Annotated in this window: 18 protein-coding genes and 1 riboswitch; of the genes, 16 read left to right on the forward strand and 2 right to left on the reverse strand. The window is 50.4% G+C overall.

From position 1 onward, the window contains the following. Nucleotides 1-28: 28 nt before the first annotated feature. From tatA to hemB, 7 genes are all read left to right on the forward strand, one after another. Nucleotides 29-283 carry a twin-arginine translocase TatA/TatE family subunit gene (tatA, locus tag FM042_RS09825; RefSeq protein ID WP_143236249.1) on the forward strand — a complete coding sequence of 85 codons (255 nt, stop codon included), beginning with the start codon at nucleotides 29-31 and terminating at the stop codon, nucleotides 281-283. Between the two features lie 3 nt (nucleotides 284-286). Beyond that, nucleotides 287-646 carry a Sec-independent protein translocase protein TatB gene (gene tatB / locus FM042_RS09830; protein ID WP_143236250.1) on the forward strand — a complete coding sequence of 120 codons (360 nt, stop codon included), beginning with the start codon at nucleotides 287-289 and terminating at the stop codon, nucleotides 644-646. Nucleotide 647: 1 nt separating this feature from the next. After that, on the forward strand, nucleotides 648-1376 hold the full coding sequence (gene tatC / locus FM042_RS09835) for a twin-arginine translocase subunit TatC (RefSeq protein WP_143236251.1): 729 nt from the start codon (nucleotides 648-650) through the stop codon (nucleotides 1374-1376). Then, entirely contained in the window at nucleotides 1373-2047 is a 675-nt protein-coding gene (locus FM042_RS09840) for a hypothetical protein (RefSeq protein WP_143236252.1), read from the forward strand. Before tatC ends, FM042_RS09840 begins: the two co-directional genes overlap by 4 nt. Before the next feature lie 11 nt (nucleotides 2048-2058). Further along, on the forward strand, nucleotides 2059-2874 hold the full coding sequence (locus FM042_RS09845; RefSeq protein ID WP_143236253.1) for a TatD family hydrolase: 816 nt from the start codon (nucleotides 2059-2061) through the stop codon (nucleotides 2872-2874). Further along, nucleotides 2864-4702, forward strand: coding sequence for a sensor domain-containing diguanylate cyclase (locus FM042_RS09850; protein ID WP_143236254.1), 1839 nt, complete (start codon nucleotides 2864-2866; stop codon nucleotides 4700-4702). Before FM042_RS09845 ends, FM042_RS09850 begins: the two co-directional genes overlap by 11 nt. 79 nt (nucleotides 4703-4781) lie before the next feature. Next, nucleotides 4782-5795, forward strand: coding sequence for a porphobilinogen synthase (gene hemB / locus FM042_RS09855; protein WP_143236255.1), 1014 nt, complete (start codon nucleotides 4782-4784; stop codon nucleotides 5793-5795). Nucleotides 5796-5797: 2 nt separating this feature from the next. Here the strand turns inward: hemB and FM042_RS09860 are convergent, their stop codons facing one another. Together FM042_RS09860 and rhlB are read right to left on the reverse strand one after the other, a co-directional pair. Then, nucleotides 5798-7285, reverse strand: a complete 1488-nt coding sequence (locus FM042_RS09860; RefSeq protein WP_143236256.1) for a Ppx/GppA phosphatase family protein — start codon at nucleotides 7283-7285, stop codon at nucleotides 5798-5800. Between the two features lie 25 nt (nucleotides 7286-7310). Continuing rightward, nucleotides 7311-8579, reverse strand: coding sequence for an ATP-dependent RNA helicase RhlB (rhlB, locus tag FM042_RS09865; protein WP_143236257.1), 1269 nt, complete (start codon nucleotides 8577-8579; stop codon nucleotides 7311-7313). A 100-nt stretch (nucleotides 8580-8679) separates the two neighbouring features. On the opposite strand from rhlB, the gene trxA reads away from it, so the two are divergent. The 9 genes from trxA to FM042_RS09910 all read left to right on the forward strand — a co-directional run bounded on the left by trxA (nucleotide 8680) and on the right by FM042_RS09910 (nucleotide 18362). Next, nucleotides 8680-9006 (forward strand): thioredoxin TrxA, encoded by a 327-nt coding sequence (gene trxA, locus FM042_RS09870; RefSeq protein ID WP_143236258.1) that lies wholly within the window; start codon nucleotides 8680-8682, stop codon nucleotides 9004-9006. 481 nt (nucleotides 9007-9487) lie between these two features. Continuing rightward, entirely contained in the window at nucleotides 9488-10750 is a 1263-nt protein-coding gene (gene rho, locus FM042_RS09875; RefSeq protein ID WP_143236259.1) for a transcription termination factor Rho, read from the forward strand. A 3-nt stretch (nucleotides 10751-10753) separates the two neighbouring features. After that, nucleotides 10754-12223 carry a 4-hydroxy-3-polyprenylbenzoate decarboxylase gene (gene ubiD / locus FM042_RS09880; RefSeq protein WP_143236260.1) on the forward strand — a complete coding sequence of 490 codons (1470 nt, stop codon included), beginning with the start codon at nucleotides 10754-10756 and terminating at the stop codon, nucleotides 12221-12223. A 4-nt stretch (nucleotides 12224-12227) separates the two neighbouring features. Continuing rightward, nucleotides 12228-12929, forward strand: coding sequence for an NAD(P)H-flavin reductase (gene fre / locus FM042_RS09885; RefSeq protein WP_143236261.1), 702 nt, complete (start codon nucleotides 12228-12230; stop codon nucleotides 12927-12929). Between the two features lie 66 nt (nucleotides 12930-12995). Beyond that, a riboswitch (TPP riboswitch) is annotated at nucleotides 12996-13109 on the forward strand. A gap of 61 nt (nucleotides 13110-13170) precedes the next feature. After that, nucleotides 13171-15306: a TonB-dependent receptor gene (locus tag FM042_RS09890; protein ID WP_185960765.1), complete on the forward strand. Its 2136-nt coding sequence runs from the start codon at nucleotides 13171-13173 to the stop codon at nucleotides 15304-15306. Between the two features lie 12 nt (nucleotides 15307-15318). Next, a complete protein-coding gene (locus FM042_RS09895) occupies nucleotides 15319-15573 on the forward strand; it encodes a hypothetical protein (protein WP_143236263.1) in 255 nt (84 codons plus the stop codon). Beyond that, nucleotides 15566-16183, forward strand: coding sequence for a nicotinamide riboside transporter PnuC (pnuC, locus tag FM042_RS09900; RefSeq protein WP_143236264.1), 618 nt, complete (start codon nucleotides 15566-15568; stop codon nucleotides 16181-16183). The genes FM042_RS09895 and pnuC overlap by 8 nt, the downstream gene beginning before the upstream one ends. Before the next feature lie 30 nt (nucleotides 16184-16213). Next, nucleotides 16214-17080 carry a phosphotransferase gene (locus tag FM042_RS09905; RefSeq protein ID WP_143236265.1) on the forward strand — a complete coding sequence of 289 codons (867 nt, stop codon included), beginning with the start codon at nucleotides 16214-16216 and terminating at the stop codon, nucleotides 17078-17080. Continuing rightward, complete coding sequence (locus FM042_RS09910; protein ID WP_143236266.1) at nucleotides 17028-18362, forward strand: MFS transporter; 1335 nt, start codon at nucleotides 17028-17030, stop codon at nucleotides 18360-18362. The genes FM042_RS09905 and FM042_RS09910 overlap by 53 nt, the downstream gene beginning before the upstream one ends. Nucleotides 18363-18457 lie beyond the last annotated feature (95 nt).

Here is an 18457-nt window from a genome sequence, read left to right on the forward strand (position 1 = left end):
ACGCCTTTAACGGAAAGAGAGAAACAGCATGGCTCCTAGCTTATGGCAATTACTCATTGTGCTCCTAATCGTTGTGTTAGTGTTTGGTAGCAAGCGCTTACGCGGTTTAGGTAGTGATCTTGGCTCGGCATTTCGTGGCTTTAAGAAAGAAGTGGGAAATGACTCAAAAAATGATAAAGATGACGCTGAAAAGCTAGAGCAAGCCCCGAAAAACACGCCTCCTTCAGAGTCTTCTGAAGGCGAAAAGAACGACTCACAACAGAAGCCAGAAAAGCGCGACTAAGCTATGTTTGATATGGGCTTCTGGGAGTTACTGGTCATTGCTGTCATCGGTTTACTCGTGTTGGGTCCAGAGCGATTACCCGGGGCTATTCGCGCGTTGCAACGTAACATTGCCAAATTCCGCGCTTTTAGCAGTCGTATGGAAGCGGAAATTAATCACGAGCTCCGCGTAAAAGAGCTTCATGAGCATCTTAAGAAAATTGAGACAGCTGAAGATATGGAGAACCTTTCTCCAGAGTTGAAGCGCTCTCTCGAGGAATTACAACGGGCGGCAGATTCGGTGCGCCATCCCTACGCGCCACCTGCGGATGATCAGAGCAGCGAGAACAAAACGCCTACCAATAAAAAGCCAAAGGATTCTTAATATGCAAGAAGCCGGCTTACTCGATCACCTCGCCGCGTTACGTAAAACCCTGTTACGTTCCGTGACCGTGGTGCTTTTGATATTTGTCAGTTTGATTTATTTTGCCCGGGATTTGTATCGTTGGTTGGCAGACCCACTTATGGTGCACTTACCCGAAGGCACCAGTATGATCGCTACCGATGTTGGTGCGCCTTTCTTTGCGCCTTTTAAATTAACTCTTGTGGTGGCGATCTTCGTGGCTATTCCGTTTCTTCTGCATCAAGTGTGGCGGTTTATTGCCCCCGCACTGTACGAGAAAGAAAAGCGATTGGTTGTGCCATTACTGATCAGCAGCAGCTTGCTGTTTTACGCAGGGATTGCTTTTGCTTACTACGTGGTATTGCCACTGGCGTTTGCATTTTTTACCAGTATGGCGCCCGAGGGCATTACGATTGCCACGGATATTTCCAGTTACCTCGATTTTGTTCTGAAAATTTTCTTTGCCTTCGGCATCGCGTTTGAAATTCCCGTCGCCATCTTATTGTTGGTGTGGAGCGGAACCGTTACACCGCAATCCCTTAGAGATAAGCGCCCGTACGTGATTGTTGGGGTATTTGTGGTAGGTATGTTCTTAACTCCACCGGATGTCATTTCGCAGACCTTGCTTGCAGTCCCGATGTGGTTACTGTATGAACTAGGCATAGTCTTGGCTGGCTTATATACAAAAAAAACAAAGGAGGAACAGCCATGAAGTTTGCAGTAAAAATAGCAATCGCAAGTGCATTAGTGATGGTGAGCTCCCCTCTGAATGCCGAAGAATCCGTGAATGCGCAGTTACGATCCTGTGCACAAATACAAAATGCTCTCGAGCGTTTAGTCTGCTTTGATAATGTGGTTGCAGGTTTAAGTAGCAGTGGTGCCTCCGCTCAAGAACGCGGTCGTGGTCAAGGTCAGGGTCAAGGTCAGGGTCAAGGCCAGGGTCAAGGCCAGGGGCAAGGGCAAGCACGAGCCGAGCAGGCGCGTCAGCAAATGGATCCGGAAGAGCGGGTTACTTGGGCACAACAACAAAGCGAAGAGCGAGCGCGTGAGGCTGAAGCCCGGGCTCAAGAAGCCGAGAAGCGCGCCGCTGAAGCAGAGGCACGTGCCAAACAAGCGGAACAGCAGCGAAGAGAGCAAGAGCAAAGTGCCGGAAAACCCATTGAAGGTCGTGAGTACGTCACCATTGCTGAGGCGTGGCAGAATCCGCGTGGTACCTGGTTCTTCCGTTTAGACAACGGTCAGGTATGGCGCCAGCAAGGATCGGAGCGCTTCTATTTTAGTGAGCGTACGCAATACTATATTGAAGAAGGGCGCGTGTTTAATAGCTACTTCTTAGGTACGGACGGTCAAAACCGACGTATTCGTGTGCAGTTGGATCGGTAATCGCTGATTCCATGCTTGTCGATTGTGGCGTCAACCTTACTGCAGCTGCACTTCGTGATGATATTGATCAGCTGATGCACAACGCCGCGAATAGCGGCGTAAAGCGTATGGTATTGATTGGTACATCAGAAAGCACCAGTGCAGATGCAGCGCGCCTAGCAGCGCTGTGGCCCCATTGTGTTGCTACGGCGGGTGTACATCCCCATGACGCCGCTCATGTATCTGCAGACTACCTTAATCGATTGCGGGAGCTTGCCGCACAGCCGCAGGTGCGCGCCATTGGCGAGTGCGGCCTCGATTATAATCGCAATTATTCGCCACCAGCGGTGCAACGTAGTGTATTTGCGGCTCAGTTAGAGTTGGCGGTGGACTTACAGCTACCCGTTTATTTGCATGAACGGGATGCATTAACCGATCAACTCCATATCCTTGATGAATATATTAGCGCCCTGCCGGCGGCGTTCACTCATTGTTTTACTGGCGATCGGAGTACTTTAGAGGCTTACCTTGAGCGAGGCTGCTATATCGGGATAACGGGTTGGGTATGCGATGAGCGCCGAGGTGCGGCGCTGCAAGAGGCGGTTCCCTTTGTTCCCGACGATCGATTATTGCTCGAAACCGATGCTCCGTATTTATTACCCCGGACAATCAAACCAAAACCCAAATCCCGCACCAATACTCCGGCAAATCTGCCCTATGTACTCCACGAAGTAGCGCGCTTGCGTGAACAAACCAGCGCGTATGTGGCGCGGACGAGTAGTGACAATGCGATCCGCTTGTTTGGTGCTTGGCCCGAACTGAGCCAGGAGGAAAACCATGATGAGTAGGCTGTGTTGTCAGCGCTTGCTGTGGGGGTGGCTATTTGTGTTGTTCACCTTGGCGTTTGGCGCTACGGCGGAGACAGCGTCAGACGAGCGAGTGGTGCCTGCCGCTGCCTATATTAAGGATACAGGGCGTGCGTTAACGTTTTCTGAGATTCAGGCGTTGCCCGATAATGCGTGGCGATATCTCGGCACGGAGGCGATTTCATTTGGTTATGACACCACTCCTTACTGGTTGCGGATTGAGATCCCCGCAGGCACCGGCGATCGACTTTTACAAATCGAATACCCCTTAATTGATGATCTACAACTGTACTATGTCACGGCTGATCGCGAGCCCATCTACTATCAGATGGGGGATAAACTCCCGTTTCTAGAGCGACCGGTACTCGCCAATTCCTTTGTTACCGCAATTCCCTATGATCATGCCCATGTGGCCTACCTTCGAGTAGAAACCAGTAGCTCGGTACGGGTACCTTTGTATATTTGGCCGGCGAACTCGTTCCATGCGGCACAAGGGCCGCTCAATGTAGCGGTAGGCTTGTACTTTGGTGTGCTGATTTGCATGGTGGTCTATAACCTCTTCGGCTTTGTGGTGACCCGAGAACCGAGCTTCTTCAGTTATTCGGTCTATGTGATTTTTACCGGTTTGCTGATGTCGGCTCTGAGCGGAGTTGGCTTTCGCTACTTGTGGCCGGAGTTTATTTGGCTACAGGACCGGGCGATTGTGTTATTTGGGGGCTTTGCTTTTGTGTTCGCCACCTTGTTTATCACCCAATTACTTAATTTACGAAAGAACGGACCAAACTGGCATAAGGGCTTAGTGATCTTAGGCGCAGTAGCGGGGTTTATTGGCCTTGCCAGTATGCTGTTACCGTATTCGTTCACGATTCGAATGCTGCTTGCGTTCGCGGTAATTGCCTGCAGTTACGTAATGGTTCTCGGTGTGGCGATGTGGCTACGTGGCATGATGTATGCGCAAATATTCATGTTGGCTTGGTTTACCTTCTTAGCATCTATTATTTTTACCTCCCTAGGCTACTTGGGGATTATTGATGGTCAGTTTATCCAGCGTTATGCCATTATGATCGGATCGGGTATTGAAGTGTTGTTGCTTTCCTGGGTGGTGACACTGATGTATTCCGAGGAGCGCACGCAAAAATTAGAAGCTCAAGATGATGCGCTTAAACATGCGTTAGAAGCGCAGGCAGCGCAACGTGAACTAAATGAAGCCCTAGAAGCGCGAGTGGCAGAACGCACGGCAGAACTTGAAAAAGTCACCACGAGCTTACAGCGCGCCAATACTGAGCTTGAACGCAAGAGCCACGAAGATGGCCTAACACGCTTGTTTAACCGCCGTTACTTTGATGAGCGGCTGCTCCAAGAATTTCATCAGGCCGTGCAGCAGAAGCGTCCACTGTCGGTGATTATGGTCGACATCGATAACTTTAAACCTCTGAACGATACTTACGGTCACCTGATTGGTGATGATGTGCTCGTGGCGTTTGCTGAGCGTTTGCAGCAAACCGCAAGTCGGGTCAACGACTTTGTTTGTCGCTATGGAGGTGAAGAGTTTGTCGTTGTTCTTCCTGTTACCGATGCCAATGCGGCCGATCAAGTGGCAGAGCGCTTGCGCAGCGCGATTCGCTCAGAGCCGTTCACCAGTGATGCGGGCAAACTGACAGTAACGGCAAGTTTTGGTGTAGCAACGCATACAGCGGCAACGCCGATGGCCAATGCACAAGCGCTTTTGAAGGCTGCGGATAGCGCCTTGTATAACGCTAAATCGAAAGGGCGCGATCAGGTATTTCGCGTGCTCGCGAGCAGCGAATAAGATTAATCTGACGAAGATTAGTCAATTGCCTAAATTTTCCAGTACAATTCAATGCATCATGCACGAAATAGGATAAACCATGTCTTTCTATCCCTTTGCCGGCTTCCCTATGCGCAGAATGCGCCGCTTACGACGCCATGAATTTAGTCGCCGTATGGTATCCGAACATCAGCTCACGGCTGCGGATTTGATTTACCCAATGTTTGTTATTCCGGGTGAAGGGAAACGTGAGGCGATTGCATCGATGCCTGGTATTGAGCGCGTATCCATTGATTTGCTGGTGGCTGAAGCCAAAGAGCTGCATGCGTTAGGTATTCCCATGCTTGCAATCTTTCCAGTCACGCCGCAAAGCGCTAAATCAGAACTTGCGGAAGAAGCGTGGAACCCTGAAGGGCTGGCTCAGCGAGCGGTGCGGGCGGTTAAAAAAGCGGTGCCGGAGATTGGCGTGATGACCGACGTGGCCCTAGATCCTTTTACCACCCATGGCCAAGATGGAATAATTGATGCCGAGGGTTATGTGCAAAACGACATCACTACAGAGGCTTTGGTGAAGCAGGCGCTGTCACATGCGCAAGCCGGAGCAGATGTTGTGGCGCCATCGGACATGATGGATGGGCGTATTGGTGCTATTCGTGAAGCCTTAGAAGAGTCGGGCTTTGGGTTGGTGCAGATCATGGCATACTCGGCCAAATATGCGTCTGCCTATTATGGGCCGTTCCGCGATGCGGTCGGCTCAGCGGGCAACCTGAAGGGCGCCGATAAGAAAACCTATCAGATGGACCCTGCGAACAGTGATGAAGCACTACACGAAATCGCGCTCGATCTCGAGGAAGGCGCAGATATGGTGATGGTAAAACCGGGGATGCCATATCTTGATGTGGTACGGCGGGTGAAAGATACGTTCAAAGTACCAACATTTGCCTACCAAGTCAGTGGCGAGTACGCCATGCATATGGCGGCCATTGAAAAGGGGTGGCTCGGCGAAGCGACCATCCATGAGTCGTTATTAGCGTTTAAGCGTGCCGGTGCCGATGGCATTTTAACCTACTTTGCGAAGCGGGTAGCGCAACAACTGCGAAACGAACAAAAGTAGCGTTATACTTCGTTCAGGGTAAGCCCACCAAAGTGCTGCTGCCACAGCGCTTCTTGTTCGTACAAGCTACGTAAATACGGATTTGCTTGTAAATAACCTTTTGGGAAATTCAACGTGAAATGATCGTCGGTTACGGTGAGTATGCCGTTGGCAATCATATCGTCGCGGCGACGTTGGCAGCCTAAAACCGCTAATCGCAAGACGCGACTTAAACGGGCTAATGGCACGTACTCCGGGAGTGTTTCGGGTTCGGCGTCGTCGTCGATAATACCGGCAACACCGCCGAGCAGCTCCAATAAAAACTCCCGTTCCCGTACTGAAAATCCCGGCAAGTTGGCATTGGCAAGCATGTAGCGGCCATGGCTGCTCGCGTGCTTGTAATTGAGAGTGAGCCCAATCTCATGCAGATAGCTGACGGCGCGAACAAGGCGCTCTGCACTTTCTCCTTGAATATCAAGCCAAGCTTTTGGACAGGCCTCAAGGTATTGTCTCGCCAATTTCTCAACCCGAGCAATTTGGTCGGTATCCAAGTGATAACTTTCAGCGAGGCTTTCGAGGGTGCGTAACTGCACATCCTCATGTTGGAGCTCTTCCAGCATGCTATAGATAAGCCCTTCCCGTAAAGCGCCTTCGGTGGCTTCGATGGTTTTCATCCCCAAGCTGCGGAAGGCACCTATAAGAATACACAAGCCAGACACAAATACCGGCCGCCGTACAGGGCGAAGGCCATGAACCTCGAGTCCGTCGATACTGCCGAAGTTAATGCACTCTTGTAGTAATTGTTCGAGCCACGTGAGGGTAAAGCGTAAGGGTAATCCGCGCGCGATGGCAATTTCTTGCAATGATTTAAAAGTACCGGATGCTCCCAATGCAGACTCCCATCCATGTTGCTGATAAGCAGTAACATGAGGCTCAATGAGCCCTTGTACTTTAGCAATTGCAGCGGCGGTATTGTCGCGGTCGATATCACCGTTCTCGAAAAACTCAGTAATTAGAGTGACGCAGCCCATATCAAGGCTTTTTAAGTAGCGCGCTTCGAAGCCCTCGCCGACCACAATCTCGGTACTTGCTCCACCAATATCAATGACCAGCATGGAGCCTTGCACCGACGTCGTATGGGCAATACCTTGAAAAATAGTTGCCGCTTCTTCATCGCCGCTGATAATGCGCAAGGGGTGGCCTAGGGTATCGCGGACTTGCTGGAGGAAAGGGTCGGAATCTTTGAGTTTACGCAGTGTGGCGGTGCCTACCGCGGTAATGTTTTCGGGGGCAATATCACGAACCCGATCGGCGAAAATGGCTAAGCAGGCGAGAGCCCGTTCACGGGCATCTTCGGCGAGTTCACCAGAGGCGGTTAAGCCGCCGGCGAGTCGTACTTTGCGGCGGATTTTTGAAACCACTTGTAAGGAACCGGCAACCACACGCACAACGAGCATGTGGAAGCTGTTGGAGCCCAAATCGATGGCGGCGTAATAATCTTTAGATCGCATCGTCGGGGCTCCTTATCGTGACAGATTAACCGTGCTTTCGTTGGCGCGGTCCAGAATGGCGGCGGCTATGCTCGCGCCCACTCTGTAAACGACGTTTCTGCGGAATATGCGGCTTCTTCAGATCACTCAACAGGGCGTCGCTATCGTATTTAGTGACGGCGATTTCATGCTGGATATAGCTTTCAATCGCCGGCAGGTTATACACGTATTCTTCACAGGCGAAACTAATGGCTTTTCCGCTTGCACCGGCACGGCCGGTACGACCAATGCGATGTACGTAATCTTCGCAATCGTCCGGTAAGTCGTAGTTAAATACGTGACTCACGGCAGGAATATGCAAACCTCGGGCAGCCACGTCGGTGGCGACCAGAATGTCGATTTTGCCTTGGGTAAAGTCATCTAGAATACGCAAGCGTTTGCGCTGAGGCACATCGCCGGTGAGCAAACCCACACGATGTTTATCTGCCATGAGCCAATGATACACATAGCTACAGCCATGTTTGGTATTACAGAAAACAATGGCTTTATCAGGCCAATCTTCTTCAATTAGTGTCAGCAATAGCTTAATTTTGTCAGGCTTCGAGGGATAAAAGAGCTCTTCTTCAATGCGCGCACCGGTCATTTGCTCCGGTTCGATCTCAACACTGGCTGGATCGTTCATTTGTTCGTAGGCTAGTTCTTTCACACGGTGTGAAAGGGTGGCTGAGAACAATAAATTCAAACGCTCTTCTGCAGGGGGCATTTTCTTCAGCATGTAGCGAACATCATCGATAAAGCCAAGATCGTACATGCGATCGGCTTCATCAAGGACCACAACATCGATATTGTCGAGCCTGTAGGCACCTTGTTTGAAGTAATCGATCAAGCGACCACAGGTGCCGATCAATACATCAACACCTTCTTGGAGTTCAGCGCGTTGGGCGTCGTAGCCCTCACCACCGTAAACTACCGCCATCTTCAGGCCGCAGCTTTTTGCGATGGCTTCGGCGTCATTAGCGATCTGAACCGCTAATTCTCGCGTAGGAGCCATAACAAGGGCACGTGGTTGCGTTTCGTCCGGTTTTCTCTTGGGATTCGTCATCAAGTGGTTGAATAATGCCACAAGAAAAGCGATAGTTTTTCCGGTGCCGGTCTGTGCTTGACCAGCCACATCTTTGCCCTGCAACGCAATTGGCAAGCTCATCGCTTGGATTGGCGTACAGAACTCATAGCCGATTTGATTTAAAGCATCCAGAACTTTAGGATGCAAACCCAAGGCGGCAAATTGGGTTTCAGTAAGGTGTTTTTTGCTCATAGGTGCAGAGTTTAACAGGTTTAGACTTGCATTAGAAAACAGAATATAATGCGCTGCTACAAAAAAGTTAGCAATGCATGCAACCGATTGGAGATGCAACATGAGTGACAATATTGTTCAGCTAAGTGACGATAGCTTCGAAGCCGACGTGCTAAACGCTGATCAACCGGTACTGGTAGACTTCTGGGCCGAGTGGTGTGGACCATGTAAGATGATCGCACCTATTCTTGACGAAGTGGCCAATGAATTCGAAGGTAAGCTGAAAGTGGGCAAGTTGAATGTTGACCACAATAATCAGACGCCACCGAAGTACGGGATTCGTGGCATTCCAACATTATTGCTGTTTAAGAACGGTGAAGTGATTGGAACCAAAGTGGGTGCGATGTCAAAAACGCAACTGGCTGAATTCTTAAACGAACACGTATAAACGTCTGGTAACCAAAGGGTTAATCGCACTGATTAGCCCCTTTGGGGAGCAGGTGAATGGAATGCCCTTGCTGCAGAAATACGCAAGGGCGTTTAAAAACTGGACGATTTAAATATTTGGTGTTACTTTTACTTCGGCAGCACTTCTGATGCTGAGCCACGACAACCCAGCTTCAGTAAATCATCACTTTCCAGACCGCTGCACATTTGCTCGCTAGCCTGCGCGCAAACAAAGTTACTCTAAAACAAATCCGAAGGTGTGTTGTTCAACGTATTTGACTTAACAGTTCTGTCATCGGTGATGACTGGTTCCAGTTCAAGCATTACGTTATACGAGACACGCAAGGCAGAAATCGAAACTCAATAAGAGCAGAGCTTACATTACATACGCATTCACAATTTGGCATCCTCAGAACTGTAACTATTCTGTGCCATGGTGGATGACAAACCCCAAATCTAACCACTGATTAAACCTACCGACTATGAATCTGACTGAATTAAAGAACAAGCCCGTCAATGAACTGGTGAACTTGGCCTCCGAAATGGGGCTAGAAAATATGGCGCGCTTGCGCAAACAAGACATTATCTTCGCTATCTTGAAAGCGCACTCGAAGAGTGGTGAAGATATCTTTGGCGATGGCGTTCTTGAGATTTTACAAGATGGCTTTGGCTTCCTCCGCTCCGGTGATTCTTCGTACCTTGCCGGGCCCGATGATATCTATGTGTCTCCAAGCCAAATTCGCCGATTTAACTTGCGGACCGGTGATACGGTCGCTGGAAAAATACGACCACCGAAAGAAGGTGAGCGTTATTTTGCCCTCCTGAAGATCCGCGAAGTTAACTTCGACAAGCCTGAAAACTCCCGTAACAAAATTCTATTTGAAAACTTAACACCACTGCATGCGGAAGAGCGTTTGCGCATGGAGCGTGGTAATGGTTCAACAGAAGACATTACCGCTCGTATCCTTGATTTGGCATCACCGATCGGAAAGGGGCAGCGCGGATTAATCGTGGCACCGCCGAAAGCCGGTAAAACCTTATTGCTTCAAAATATCGCCCAATCGATTGCGGCAAATCACCCCGATTGTGATCTGATGGTGCTCTTGATTGATGAGCGTCCAGAGGAAGTAACGGAAATGCAGCGGCTGGTTAAGGGCGAAGTAATTGCTTCTACCTTCGATGAGCCAGCCAGTCGTCACGTGCAAGTCGCAGAAATGGTGATTGAAAAAGCCAAGCGCTTAGTAGAGCACAAGCGCGATGTGGTGATTTTGCTAGATTCCATTACCCGATTAGCGCGTGCTTACAACACGGTCATTCCTAGTTCAGGTAAAGTACTGACCGGTGGTGTGGATGCCAACGCATTGCACAAACCGAAGCGATTCTTTGGTGCGGCCCGGAATGTTGAAGAAGGTGGCTCACTTACTATTATCGCTACGGCGCTGATTGATACCGGCTCGAAGATGGATGAAGTGATCTACGAAGAGTTTAAAGGAACCGGTAATATGGAACTCCATCTGAACCGTAAAATTGCTGAGAAACGAGTATTCCCAGCGATTGATTACAACCGGTCAGGAACCCGTCGCGAAGAGCTACTCACCACGCCAGATGAACTGCAAAAAATGTGGATTCTGCGCAAAATCGTGCACCCTATGGGTGAGATCGAAGCCATGGAGTTTGTGATTGATAAATTGCAGATGACCAAAACCAACGATGAATTCTTTGATTCGATGAAGCGGTCAAAATAATCCATGAAGTATCGTGATCTACGAGATTTCCTTGCTCAGCTTGAACAACAAGGACAGTTGAAACGCATCACGAAGGAAATCGATCCCAAGTTGGAAATGACAGAAATTGCCGATCGCACGCTGAAAGCGGGCGGTCCGGCTTTGTTATTTGAGAACCCGAAAGGCCACTCGATTCCTGTACTTGCCAACCTCTTCGGCACCCCGGAGCGGGTGGCGATGGGCATGGGACAAAGCGATGTGACGCAGCTGCGCGAGGTGGGTAAATTGCTGGCCTACTTAAAAGAGCCAGAACCGCCAGCCGGCTTTAAAGATGCCATGTCAAAACTGCCCCTGCTGAAAAAAGTTCTCAGCATGGCACCTAAGGTTCTGAAAAAAGCGCCGTGCCAAGATATTGTGATGTCTGGTGACGACGTCGATTTAACCAAGATCCCGATTCAGCATTGTTGGCCCGGTGACGTTGCGCCCTTGGTCACCTGGGGGCTTACGGTCACCAAAGGACCGTTAAAAAAGCGTCAGAATTTGGGTATCTACCGGCAACAACTGCTGGGGAAAAACAAGCTGATTATGCGTTGGCTTAGCCATCGCGGTGGCGCCTTAGACTTTCGCGAGTTTTGTTTGCAGAATCCCGGTGAACGTTTCCCAGTGTCGGTGGCGCTAGGTGCTGATCCAGCAACCATTCTCGGTGCAGTCACGCCGGTGCCCGATACCTTATCGGAGTACGCCTTTGCGGGCTTGCTGCGAGATAGTAAAACGGAAGTGGTCAAATGCGTGAGTAACGATTTACAAGTTCCGGCGCATGCGGAGTTTGTACTGGAAGGCTATATCGAGCCGGGTGAGATGGCAGAAGAAGGCCCATACGGCGACCATACCGGCTACTACAATGAAGTGGAGAAGTTTCCGGTATTTACGGTGACCCACATCACTCACCGCAAAGACCCTATTTACCACAGCACCTATACCGGACGGCCCCCAGATGAGCCGGCGATTCTTGGGGTGGCATTGAATGAAGTGTTCGTACCGATTTTGCAGAAGCAATTCCCGGAAATCGTCGATTTTTATCTGCCGCCAGAAGGCTGTTCTTATCGAATGGCTGTGGTCACGATGAAAAAATCTTATCCCGGTCATGCCAAGCGTGTGATGCTTGGCGTATGGTCGTTCCTACGTCAATTTATGTACACCAAGTTCGTGATTGTGTGTGACGACGACGTGAATGCCCGAGATTGGAAAGATGTGATTTGGGCCATTACTACCCGTATGGACCCTGCCCGCGACACCGTGATGATTGAGAATACCCCCATTGATTATTTAGACTTCGCCTCGCCGGTAGCTGGCCTTGGCTCAAAAATGGGGTTAGATGCAACCAACAAGTGGCCTGGCGAAACTGACCGTGAATGGGGAACCCCCATCGAGATGGATGCCGCCACTAAGCAGCGTGTTGATGCGTTGTGGGATGAGTTAGGAATTCTGGACTAGTTATATGTATCAATGTGTTGCTGAAGTTCTGCGCTGTGAAGCGGTGAACGAATTTGTTTATTTGGTCGAGTTGGAATTACCCGAGGCGGTGGATTATATCCCTGGGCAATATTTGTTGGCTGTGATGGGCGAGCGTGATCAACGGCCTTTTTCCATTGCGTCAACGCCAGCCGATGGCCAGCGGGTGGTGCTGCATATTGGTGCGAGCCCTGATAATCCTTATGCATGGGAAGTCCTTGAGCATATCCGCAGCCACGGTGAGCTGAACATCAGCCTTCCTCATGGTGAGGCGGGCTATGATCCGGATCGACAGCGCCCCTTGTTGTTAATTGCAGGTGGTACCGGATTTTCGTATACCTGGTCAATTTTGCAGGCGCATTTAGCCCGTGAATCTGAACAGCCGGTGACACTGTTTTGGGGTGTTCGTCAGGCTAGCGATTTATACATGCACCAGCAGTTAACCACATTGGCGAGCCAATATGGTCATTTTGAATATATTCCAGTGCTAGAAAAACAAGACGACGCCGATTGGGTTGGTCATCAAGGCTTAGTGCTCAATGCCGTCACTGACCACGTCGACGACATTGCTCGTTATGATGTATATATCGCCGGGCGTTTTGAAATGGTGCGGGTTGCCCGTGATACTTTTCATGCACTAGGTTTACCAAAACAACAGCTATTTGGTGACGCCCTTAGCTTTATTTGAAATTCATCGTAAAGTCGTTATACTGCGCGGCGTTGGTTTGCTGTCATGAATAGGCAACAGACACAACGATTACCAAAGGGGTGCCCTCGCGGGCTGAGATGTGAATGGGCTGGCGCCGATTCCGAACTCTTTGTACCTGATCCGGTTAATACTGGCGTAGGGATTGGTAATGCACTTCAGACCAATACGGCGGATAACCGGATCTCATCTTTTAGCAGGTATTCAAAAGAAGAGATCCAAGATGACTATTTCGAAAGTTTCTAGCGCGGTATGCACCGCACTTGCCCTCAGTACCTTTGTGCCTTTCGCGCTGAACGCGCAGGAGAGCACTGAACAACACTCCGAACAAAGTACCACCTCCATTGAACGCATTCTCATTATTGGCGATTTTCGTGCCCGTGGTGTCGAAGATGTCGCCGGCAGCGTGTCGGTATTACAAGGCGAAGATCTACGTGCTCGGGAAGCGGATCACCTAGAAAACGCGTTAATCATGGCACCAAACGTGAATCTGGCGTCCGGCGCAAGTCGCGGTAGCTTTTTCCAGATTCGCGGGATTGGCGAGCGCAGCCAATTTGTCGACCCCATCAACCCGTCTGTTGGCCTCATGATTGATGGCATCAACTACAGTGGTATTGGCAGTGCGGGTACCTTATTTGATATTGGCCAAGTGGAAGTATTTCGTGGGCCACAAAGCACCCGTTATGGTGCCGACGCAATGGCCGGTGTCATTTACCTTGGCTCTGAGCCTGTTGAATTCATGACCAGTGGCCAGGTAGAAGCCTTGTGGGCGAATTACAATACTTATGCGGCAGGGGTTGCCTTACAACATGGCTTTAGCGACCAATTTGCCATGCGTGGATCGCTATACAGTTTTGTCAGTGATGGTTTCCAAGAGAATATCTTCTTAGATCGCAACGATACCCAGAACAAAGACGAACTTACTTTGCGCTTAAATAGCACTTGGTTGGTTAGCGATGATCTTACCTTAGATTTTACGTATCACCGCTTTGATATCGACAACGGCTACGATGCCTGGTCGCTTGACGGTAATCGCCAGACCTTATCGGATACTCCAGGGCGGGACACGCTAGATAGCCATGCGGGTCGCATTGCAGCCAACTACAGCGGTAATGATGGCTACGTAGTGCAACTGATGACCTCGGCATTGTGGGCAAAATCTGAATATAGCTACGATGAAGATTGGGCCTTTGAAGGCATTCGCCCGGGTTGGGAGTACAACAGTTTTGACGCCTACTTCCGGGATCGCGAGCAAGTTGAACTCGAAGGGCGGGTGTTGTCGGATCGCCCAATTGACTTGTTTGGACTCGAAACCGAATGGCTATACGGTGTCTATTATCAAACCCGTCGTCAGGATTTAGATCGCGAATATACGTATCTTAGCGCGCCTTTTGCGAGCCGGTACGATAGCGATCGCACCGCGGCTTATGCTGAGTTACAGCAGCAACTCAGCGAACGTTTACAGCTAACCTACGGGCTGCGTTGGGAGCGTTATGCCAATGATTACGCAGATACGCGCGGAATCACCGCTGAGCCGACTGACTCCGCTTGGGGTGGTCGATTGAGCCTTGAGTACGCGGTTGCACCGATGCGTCAACTGTATGCCACGGCAACTCGCGGCTTTAAGGCCGGTGGTGTTAATGGCGAGGCGTTAGGCCGTGTTGAAGATCGTAATCTCGAAGATCACCGTGAGTTTTTAGAGTCACGGGCGACCTTTGCGCCTGAATATCTCACGAGCGTTGAGTTAGGTTACAAAGCCTTCCTACCGGAGCACAGTTTGCAATTCCAGGTGAATGCATTCTACAGCTGGCGTGATGATATGCAGGTAAATGCCTATGTTGAACGTGATGGGGTGTTTGTAACTTACATGGATAATGCGTCTGATGGCACTAACTATGGGGTTGAAGCATCGGTGAATTATGTTCCAACAGATTGGGTGCGTTGGTTTGCGTCAGTTGGATTGCTGGAAACACAATTTAATGATTTGGTGCTGCGCGATGGCACGAACCTACGCGGCCGCAGCCAAGCCCACGCGCCGCGCTATCAAGCCCATGTCGGTGGTGATTTTGAACTCGGCGGAGGTTTCACCTTGCGGGTGGAAATGGATGCCCGAGATCGGTTCTATTACTCTAATACCCATGATCAAGAGTCGTCACCATACCAATTATTGCACGCGCGTTTAACCTACCGTGTGAGTGACTGGGAGTTGAGCCTGTGGGCCCGTAATATTCTGGATGAAGATTACACCACCCGTGGCTTTTTCTTCGGTAATGACCCACGCAAAGATTACGCGCCGGAAACCTACGTACAGTGGGGCGAGCCTCGTCGTATAGGGCTTACCGCTCGTTATCGTTTCTAGGAGCTACTATTCATGCAATTTTCAGCAGAGATAAGCTTATACCCACTGGCCGATGAATTTCGGCCAGTGATTAAAGAGTTCATTGAGCGCTTGGCAAATTATCCAGCGATTAGCGTGCATACCAACACCATGAGCACGCAAGTGTTTGGCGAGTATCGCACAGTGATGGCGATTCTCACTGATGAGCTAGAGCGTATTTATCAACGGGTTCCATCCCAAGTGTTGGTGTGTAAGTTTATTAATCGCGATCTCAATCCTCATGGATAAGGTACTGGCTATCTTGGAAATGTCGTCGGCTGCGGAACTAACCGCAGTCGCCCTCGCGATTGTGTATGTAGTGTTCGCTATTCGTCAAAGCTTATGGTGTTGGCCCGCGGCCATCGCCAGTGCGTCGATATTTTCCTGGCTGTTTTATCATGGTCAGTTGTATATGGAAGCTGGGCTGCAAGCGTATTATGTGGTGATTGCGTTTTACGGATTTTGGGTGTGGCGCAATGGGGCTCGTAATGGCCCTGCGCCCATTTCCATCAAGCCCCTTGGCTTTCATGTGGTGTGGATTTTCCTGTTGTTGGTGAGCAGCATTGTGATCTCAATCTATCTGCGCTTACATACGGATGCGGTATTTCCCGAATTAGATACGGTGACCACACTGTTTAGTCTCTTCACGACATACCTCGTTGCCCGCAAGATATTGGAAAATTGGCTATATTGGATAGTGATTAATAGTCTATACGTCTGGCTCTTTATGCTAAAAGAGTTTTACGTCACTGGGATTCTTTTTGCGGTTTATGTCATCATGTCGATCATTGGCTTTTACCGATGGCGGCAGGATTATCGTCAGGGTTTTAAATCCCAGTCGGTACCCGCACGGGTGTAAATGCCTGACATCAGCGAAGAGGTTTGATGAATGCAATTTCCCACAGGATGTCTCGCCCAGCTTCCAGAGCATGGCACTTGGAAAGCAGTGTCGGTGGGACGGGATCTAGCAAACGCAACCTGGCGTATCGATAACGGCCAGGTGCAGTATCTTGTCAAACAATATGCTCATGACGCCGCTTTTGGGCGCGCCACCGGCGACACCGTTCAATTGGATCGGACCTTAGCAGATCGAGGAATTGCACCAGAGGTGATTTGGTCTGATGTGGAGAAGGGCATCTGCATCTTTCGTTGGCTTGATGCCGCAACTATTGCCGATGAGTTCGATCCCATTAAGCGGGCCGATTTGCTAGGTCGTACCTTAGCTAAGATTCATCAACAATCCCTCCCAAAAACACGTTGGACATTGCGCGAGCGGGTGGAGCAGTATTGCCAAACCTTGGAATACTATAATCCCAAAGCTGCGGCGCAAGCGCGAGAAGACTGCCAGAGTTATGGGGATCTGTTTCAGCGTTGGGAAAATGGCCCCCATGTATTTTGTCACCACGATCTCAACGCCGAACATGTGTTTTTGCTTGAACAGCCACAAGTGATCGATTGGGAATATGCCGGCTACGGTCATCCGGGGTTCGATTTAGCCTCTACCCTCGTTATAAATGATTTATATGACGACGAGATTGATACCTTGTTGGAGAGCTATCAGCAGTTTTCTGATAACCGTATCGAGCGTGATGAGCTGCGCGACTGGGTGCGTTTGGTTGCACTTGTGAATCGTATTTGGTTCAGTGTACAAGATGCCATTGCACAGGCAGAAGCCGGTGATAACCAAGTCAGGAAGGCAGAGCATGAGTCAATCGAAGAAGGACATCAGCGAAACCCTGTATCAGTATCTCGCTGAGGATGAAGACGCCCGCGTTTGTAAGGACATCCCCGAAGACGCCTGTTCCGAGCAGCCGAAAGCCTTTATGCTGCACCTTTGGTCGCTTACCTTAACCAAGTTAGGCGACTCCCTCGTAAGTGCCCGTCTGATTTTGCCGTGGATGCTGTCCGTAACCGGAGCCCCTGCATTCTTTATTAGTATGTTGGTGCCGCTGCGCGAATCTCTTTCTTTATTACCGCAATTGTTTGTGGCGCAGCGAATGCGTGAGCATCCGCTGCGCAAGTGGTTTTGGGTGGCGGGCTCTATTGGTCAGGCGATTGCGCTATTTGCGATCGTGGCCGGGCTGTTTTGGCTACACGGTGACTTTACGCTCACACCCTTGGGATTTGGTTGGTGGGTTATTGGTTGGCTTACATTCTTCAGTGTGTCGCGGGGTGTTTGCTCAGTGGCGATGAAAGATGTCACCGGAAAGACGATTTCAAAAACACGACGGGGCCGTTTGTCGGGCCTCGCCGCTACCAGTGCCGGCTTTATGACGTTAGCCACGGCATTGCTGATTATCTTCGCCCCTGATGTGGAGGGCTCCTTAGGTCTCTTCGTATTGCTCCTCGGTGGGGCGGGTGTGCTTTGGTTGATTGCCGCATGGAGCTTTGCTTTGTTGCCGGAAGTACCCGGGGCAACAGAAGGCGGCGGTAATGCCATTACCGAAGCGGTAAAGTCACTCTCTATCCTGTGGCAGGATCGGCAATTTGGCGCGTTCGTAGCCACGCGGGCGCTGCTTGTGTCTTCGGCATTTGCTATTCCTTATATTGTGGTATTGATTCAACGTGAGAGCAGTGGGGCCCTCATTGGATTAGGTAGCTTAATGTTGGCAAGCGGTGCTGCGGGGATGTTAGCGGGCCGGTTTTGGGGTCGTTGGTCCGACTCTGCCAGCCATCATGTGATGGCGGCGGCGGCCTTCATGGCGTCGGTGGTCATGGCGTTAACGCTGCTCGTGTCTGCCCTTGAGCCCTCGTTATTGGGGCACGTTGCCGTGGGGGGCGCGCTGATATTCTTGGCCGCGGTGGCTCATCATGGTGCCCGGGTTGGTCGGAAAACTTATCTGGTGGATATGGCGACCCAAGAAAACCGCGCACAATACACGGCGGTGAGCAATACAGTGATTGGTGGGTTATTGTTATTGGGTATGCTGCTAGGGATTCTGGACGAATTCGCCGGTACCCATGCGGTCCTGGGATTACTGGTATTGGTGAGTTTTGTTGCCGGTGTTCGGGCATTACGACTGCCAGCGGTGGAGTAGTGTCGCATACCTGACTGGCTAGCGCTTCTTCGCTATTTTCTATATAATCCGCGCCGTTCTGGCACTGAACTTACGATTCAGCCAGCTAAGATAAG

This window comes from Aliidiomarina halalkaliphila, from assembly GCF_007096385.1.
Taxonomy (GTDB): Bacteria; Pseudomonadota; Gammaproteobacteria; order Enterobacterales; family Alteromonadaceae; genus Aliidiomarina; species Aliidiomarina halalkaliphila.

Coding starts and splice junctions, on each gene's coding strand:
- tatA (WP_143236249.1), top strand. CDS start 29: ATGGCTCCTAGCTTATGGCAATTACTCATTGTGCTCCTAATCGTTGTG.
- tatB (WP_143236250.1), top strand. CDS start 287: ATGTTTGATATGGGCTTCTGGGAGTTACTGGTCATTGCTGTCATCGGT.
- tatC (WP_143236251.1), top strand. CDS start 648: ATGCAAGAAGCCGGCTTACTCGATCACCTCGCCGCGTTACGTAAAACC.
- FM042_RS09840 (WP_143236252.1), top strand. CDS start 1,373: ATGAAGTTTGCAGTAAAAATAGCAATCGCAAGTGCATTAGTGATGGTG.
- FM042_RS09845 (WP_143236253.1), top strand. CDS start 2,059: ATGCTTGTCGATTGTGGCGTCAACCTTACTGCAGCTGCACTTCGTGAT.
- FM042_RS09850 (WP_143236254.1), top strand. CDS start 2,864: ATGATGAGTAGGCTGTGTTGTCAGCGCTTGCTGTGGGGGTGGCTATTT.
- hemB (WP_143236255.1), top strand. CDS start 4,782: ATGTCTTTCTATCCCTTTGCCGGCTTCCCTATGCGCAGAATGCGCCGC.
- FM042_RS09860 (WP_143236256.1), bottom strand. CDS start 7,285: ATGCGATCTAAAGATTATTACGCCGCCATCGATTTGGGCTCCAACAGC.
- rhlB (WP_143236257.1), bottom strand. CDS start 8,579: ATGAGCAAAAAACACCTTACTGAAACCCAATTTGCCGCCTTGGGTTTG.
- trxA (WP_143236258.1), top strand. CDS start 8,680: ATGAGTGACAATATTGTTCAGCTAAGTGACGATAGCTTCGAAGCCGAC.
- rho (WP_143236259.1), top strand. CDS start 9,488: ATGAATCTGACTGAATTAAAGAACAAGCCCGTCAATGAACTGGTGAAC.
- ubiD (WP_143236260.1), top strand. CDS start 10,754: ATGAAGTATCGTGATCTACGAGATTTCCTTGCTCAGCTTGAACAACAA.
- fre (WP_143236261.1), top strand. CDS start 12,228: ATGTATCAATGTGTTGCTGAAGTTCTGCGCTGTGAAGCGGTGAACGAA.
- FM042_RS09890 (WP_185960765.1), top strand. CDS start 13,171: ATGACTATTTCGAAAGTTTCTAGCGCGGTATGCACCGCACTTGCCCTC.
- FM042_RS09895 (WP_143236263.1), top strand. CDS start 15,319: ATGCAATTTTCAGCAGAGATAAGCTTATACCCACTGGCCGATGAATTT.
- pnuC (WP_143236264.1), top strand. CDS start 15,566: ATGGATAAGGTACTGGCTATCTTGGAAATGTCGTCGGCTGCGGAACTA.
- FM042_RS09905 (WP_143236265.1), top strand. CDS start 16,214: ATGCAATTTCCCACAGGATGTCTCGCCCAGCTTCCAGAGCATGGCACT.
- FM042_RS09910 (WP_143236266.1), top strand. CDS start 17,028: ATGAGTCAATCGAAGAAGGACATCAGCGAAACCCTGTATCAGTATCTC.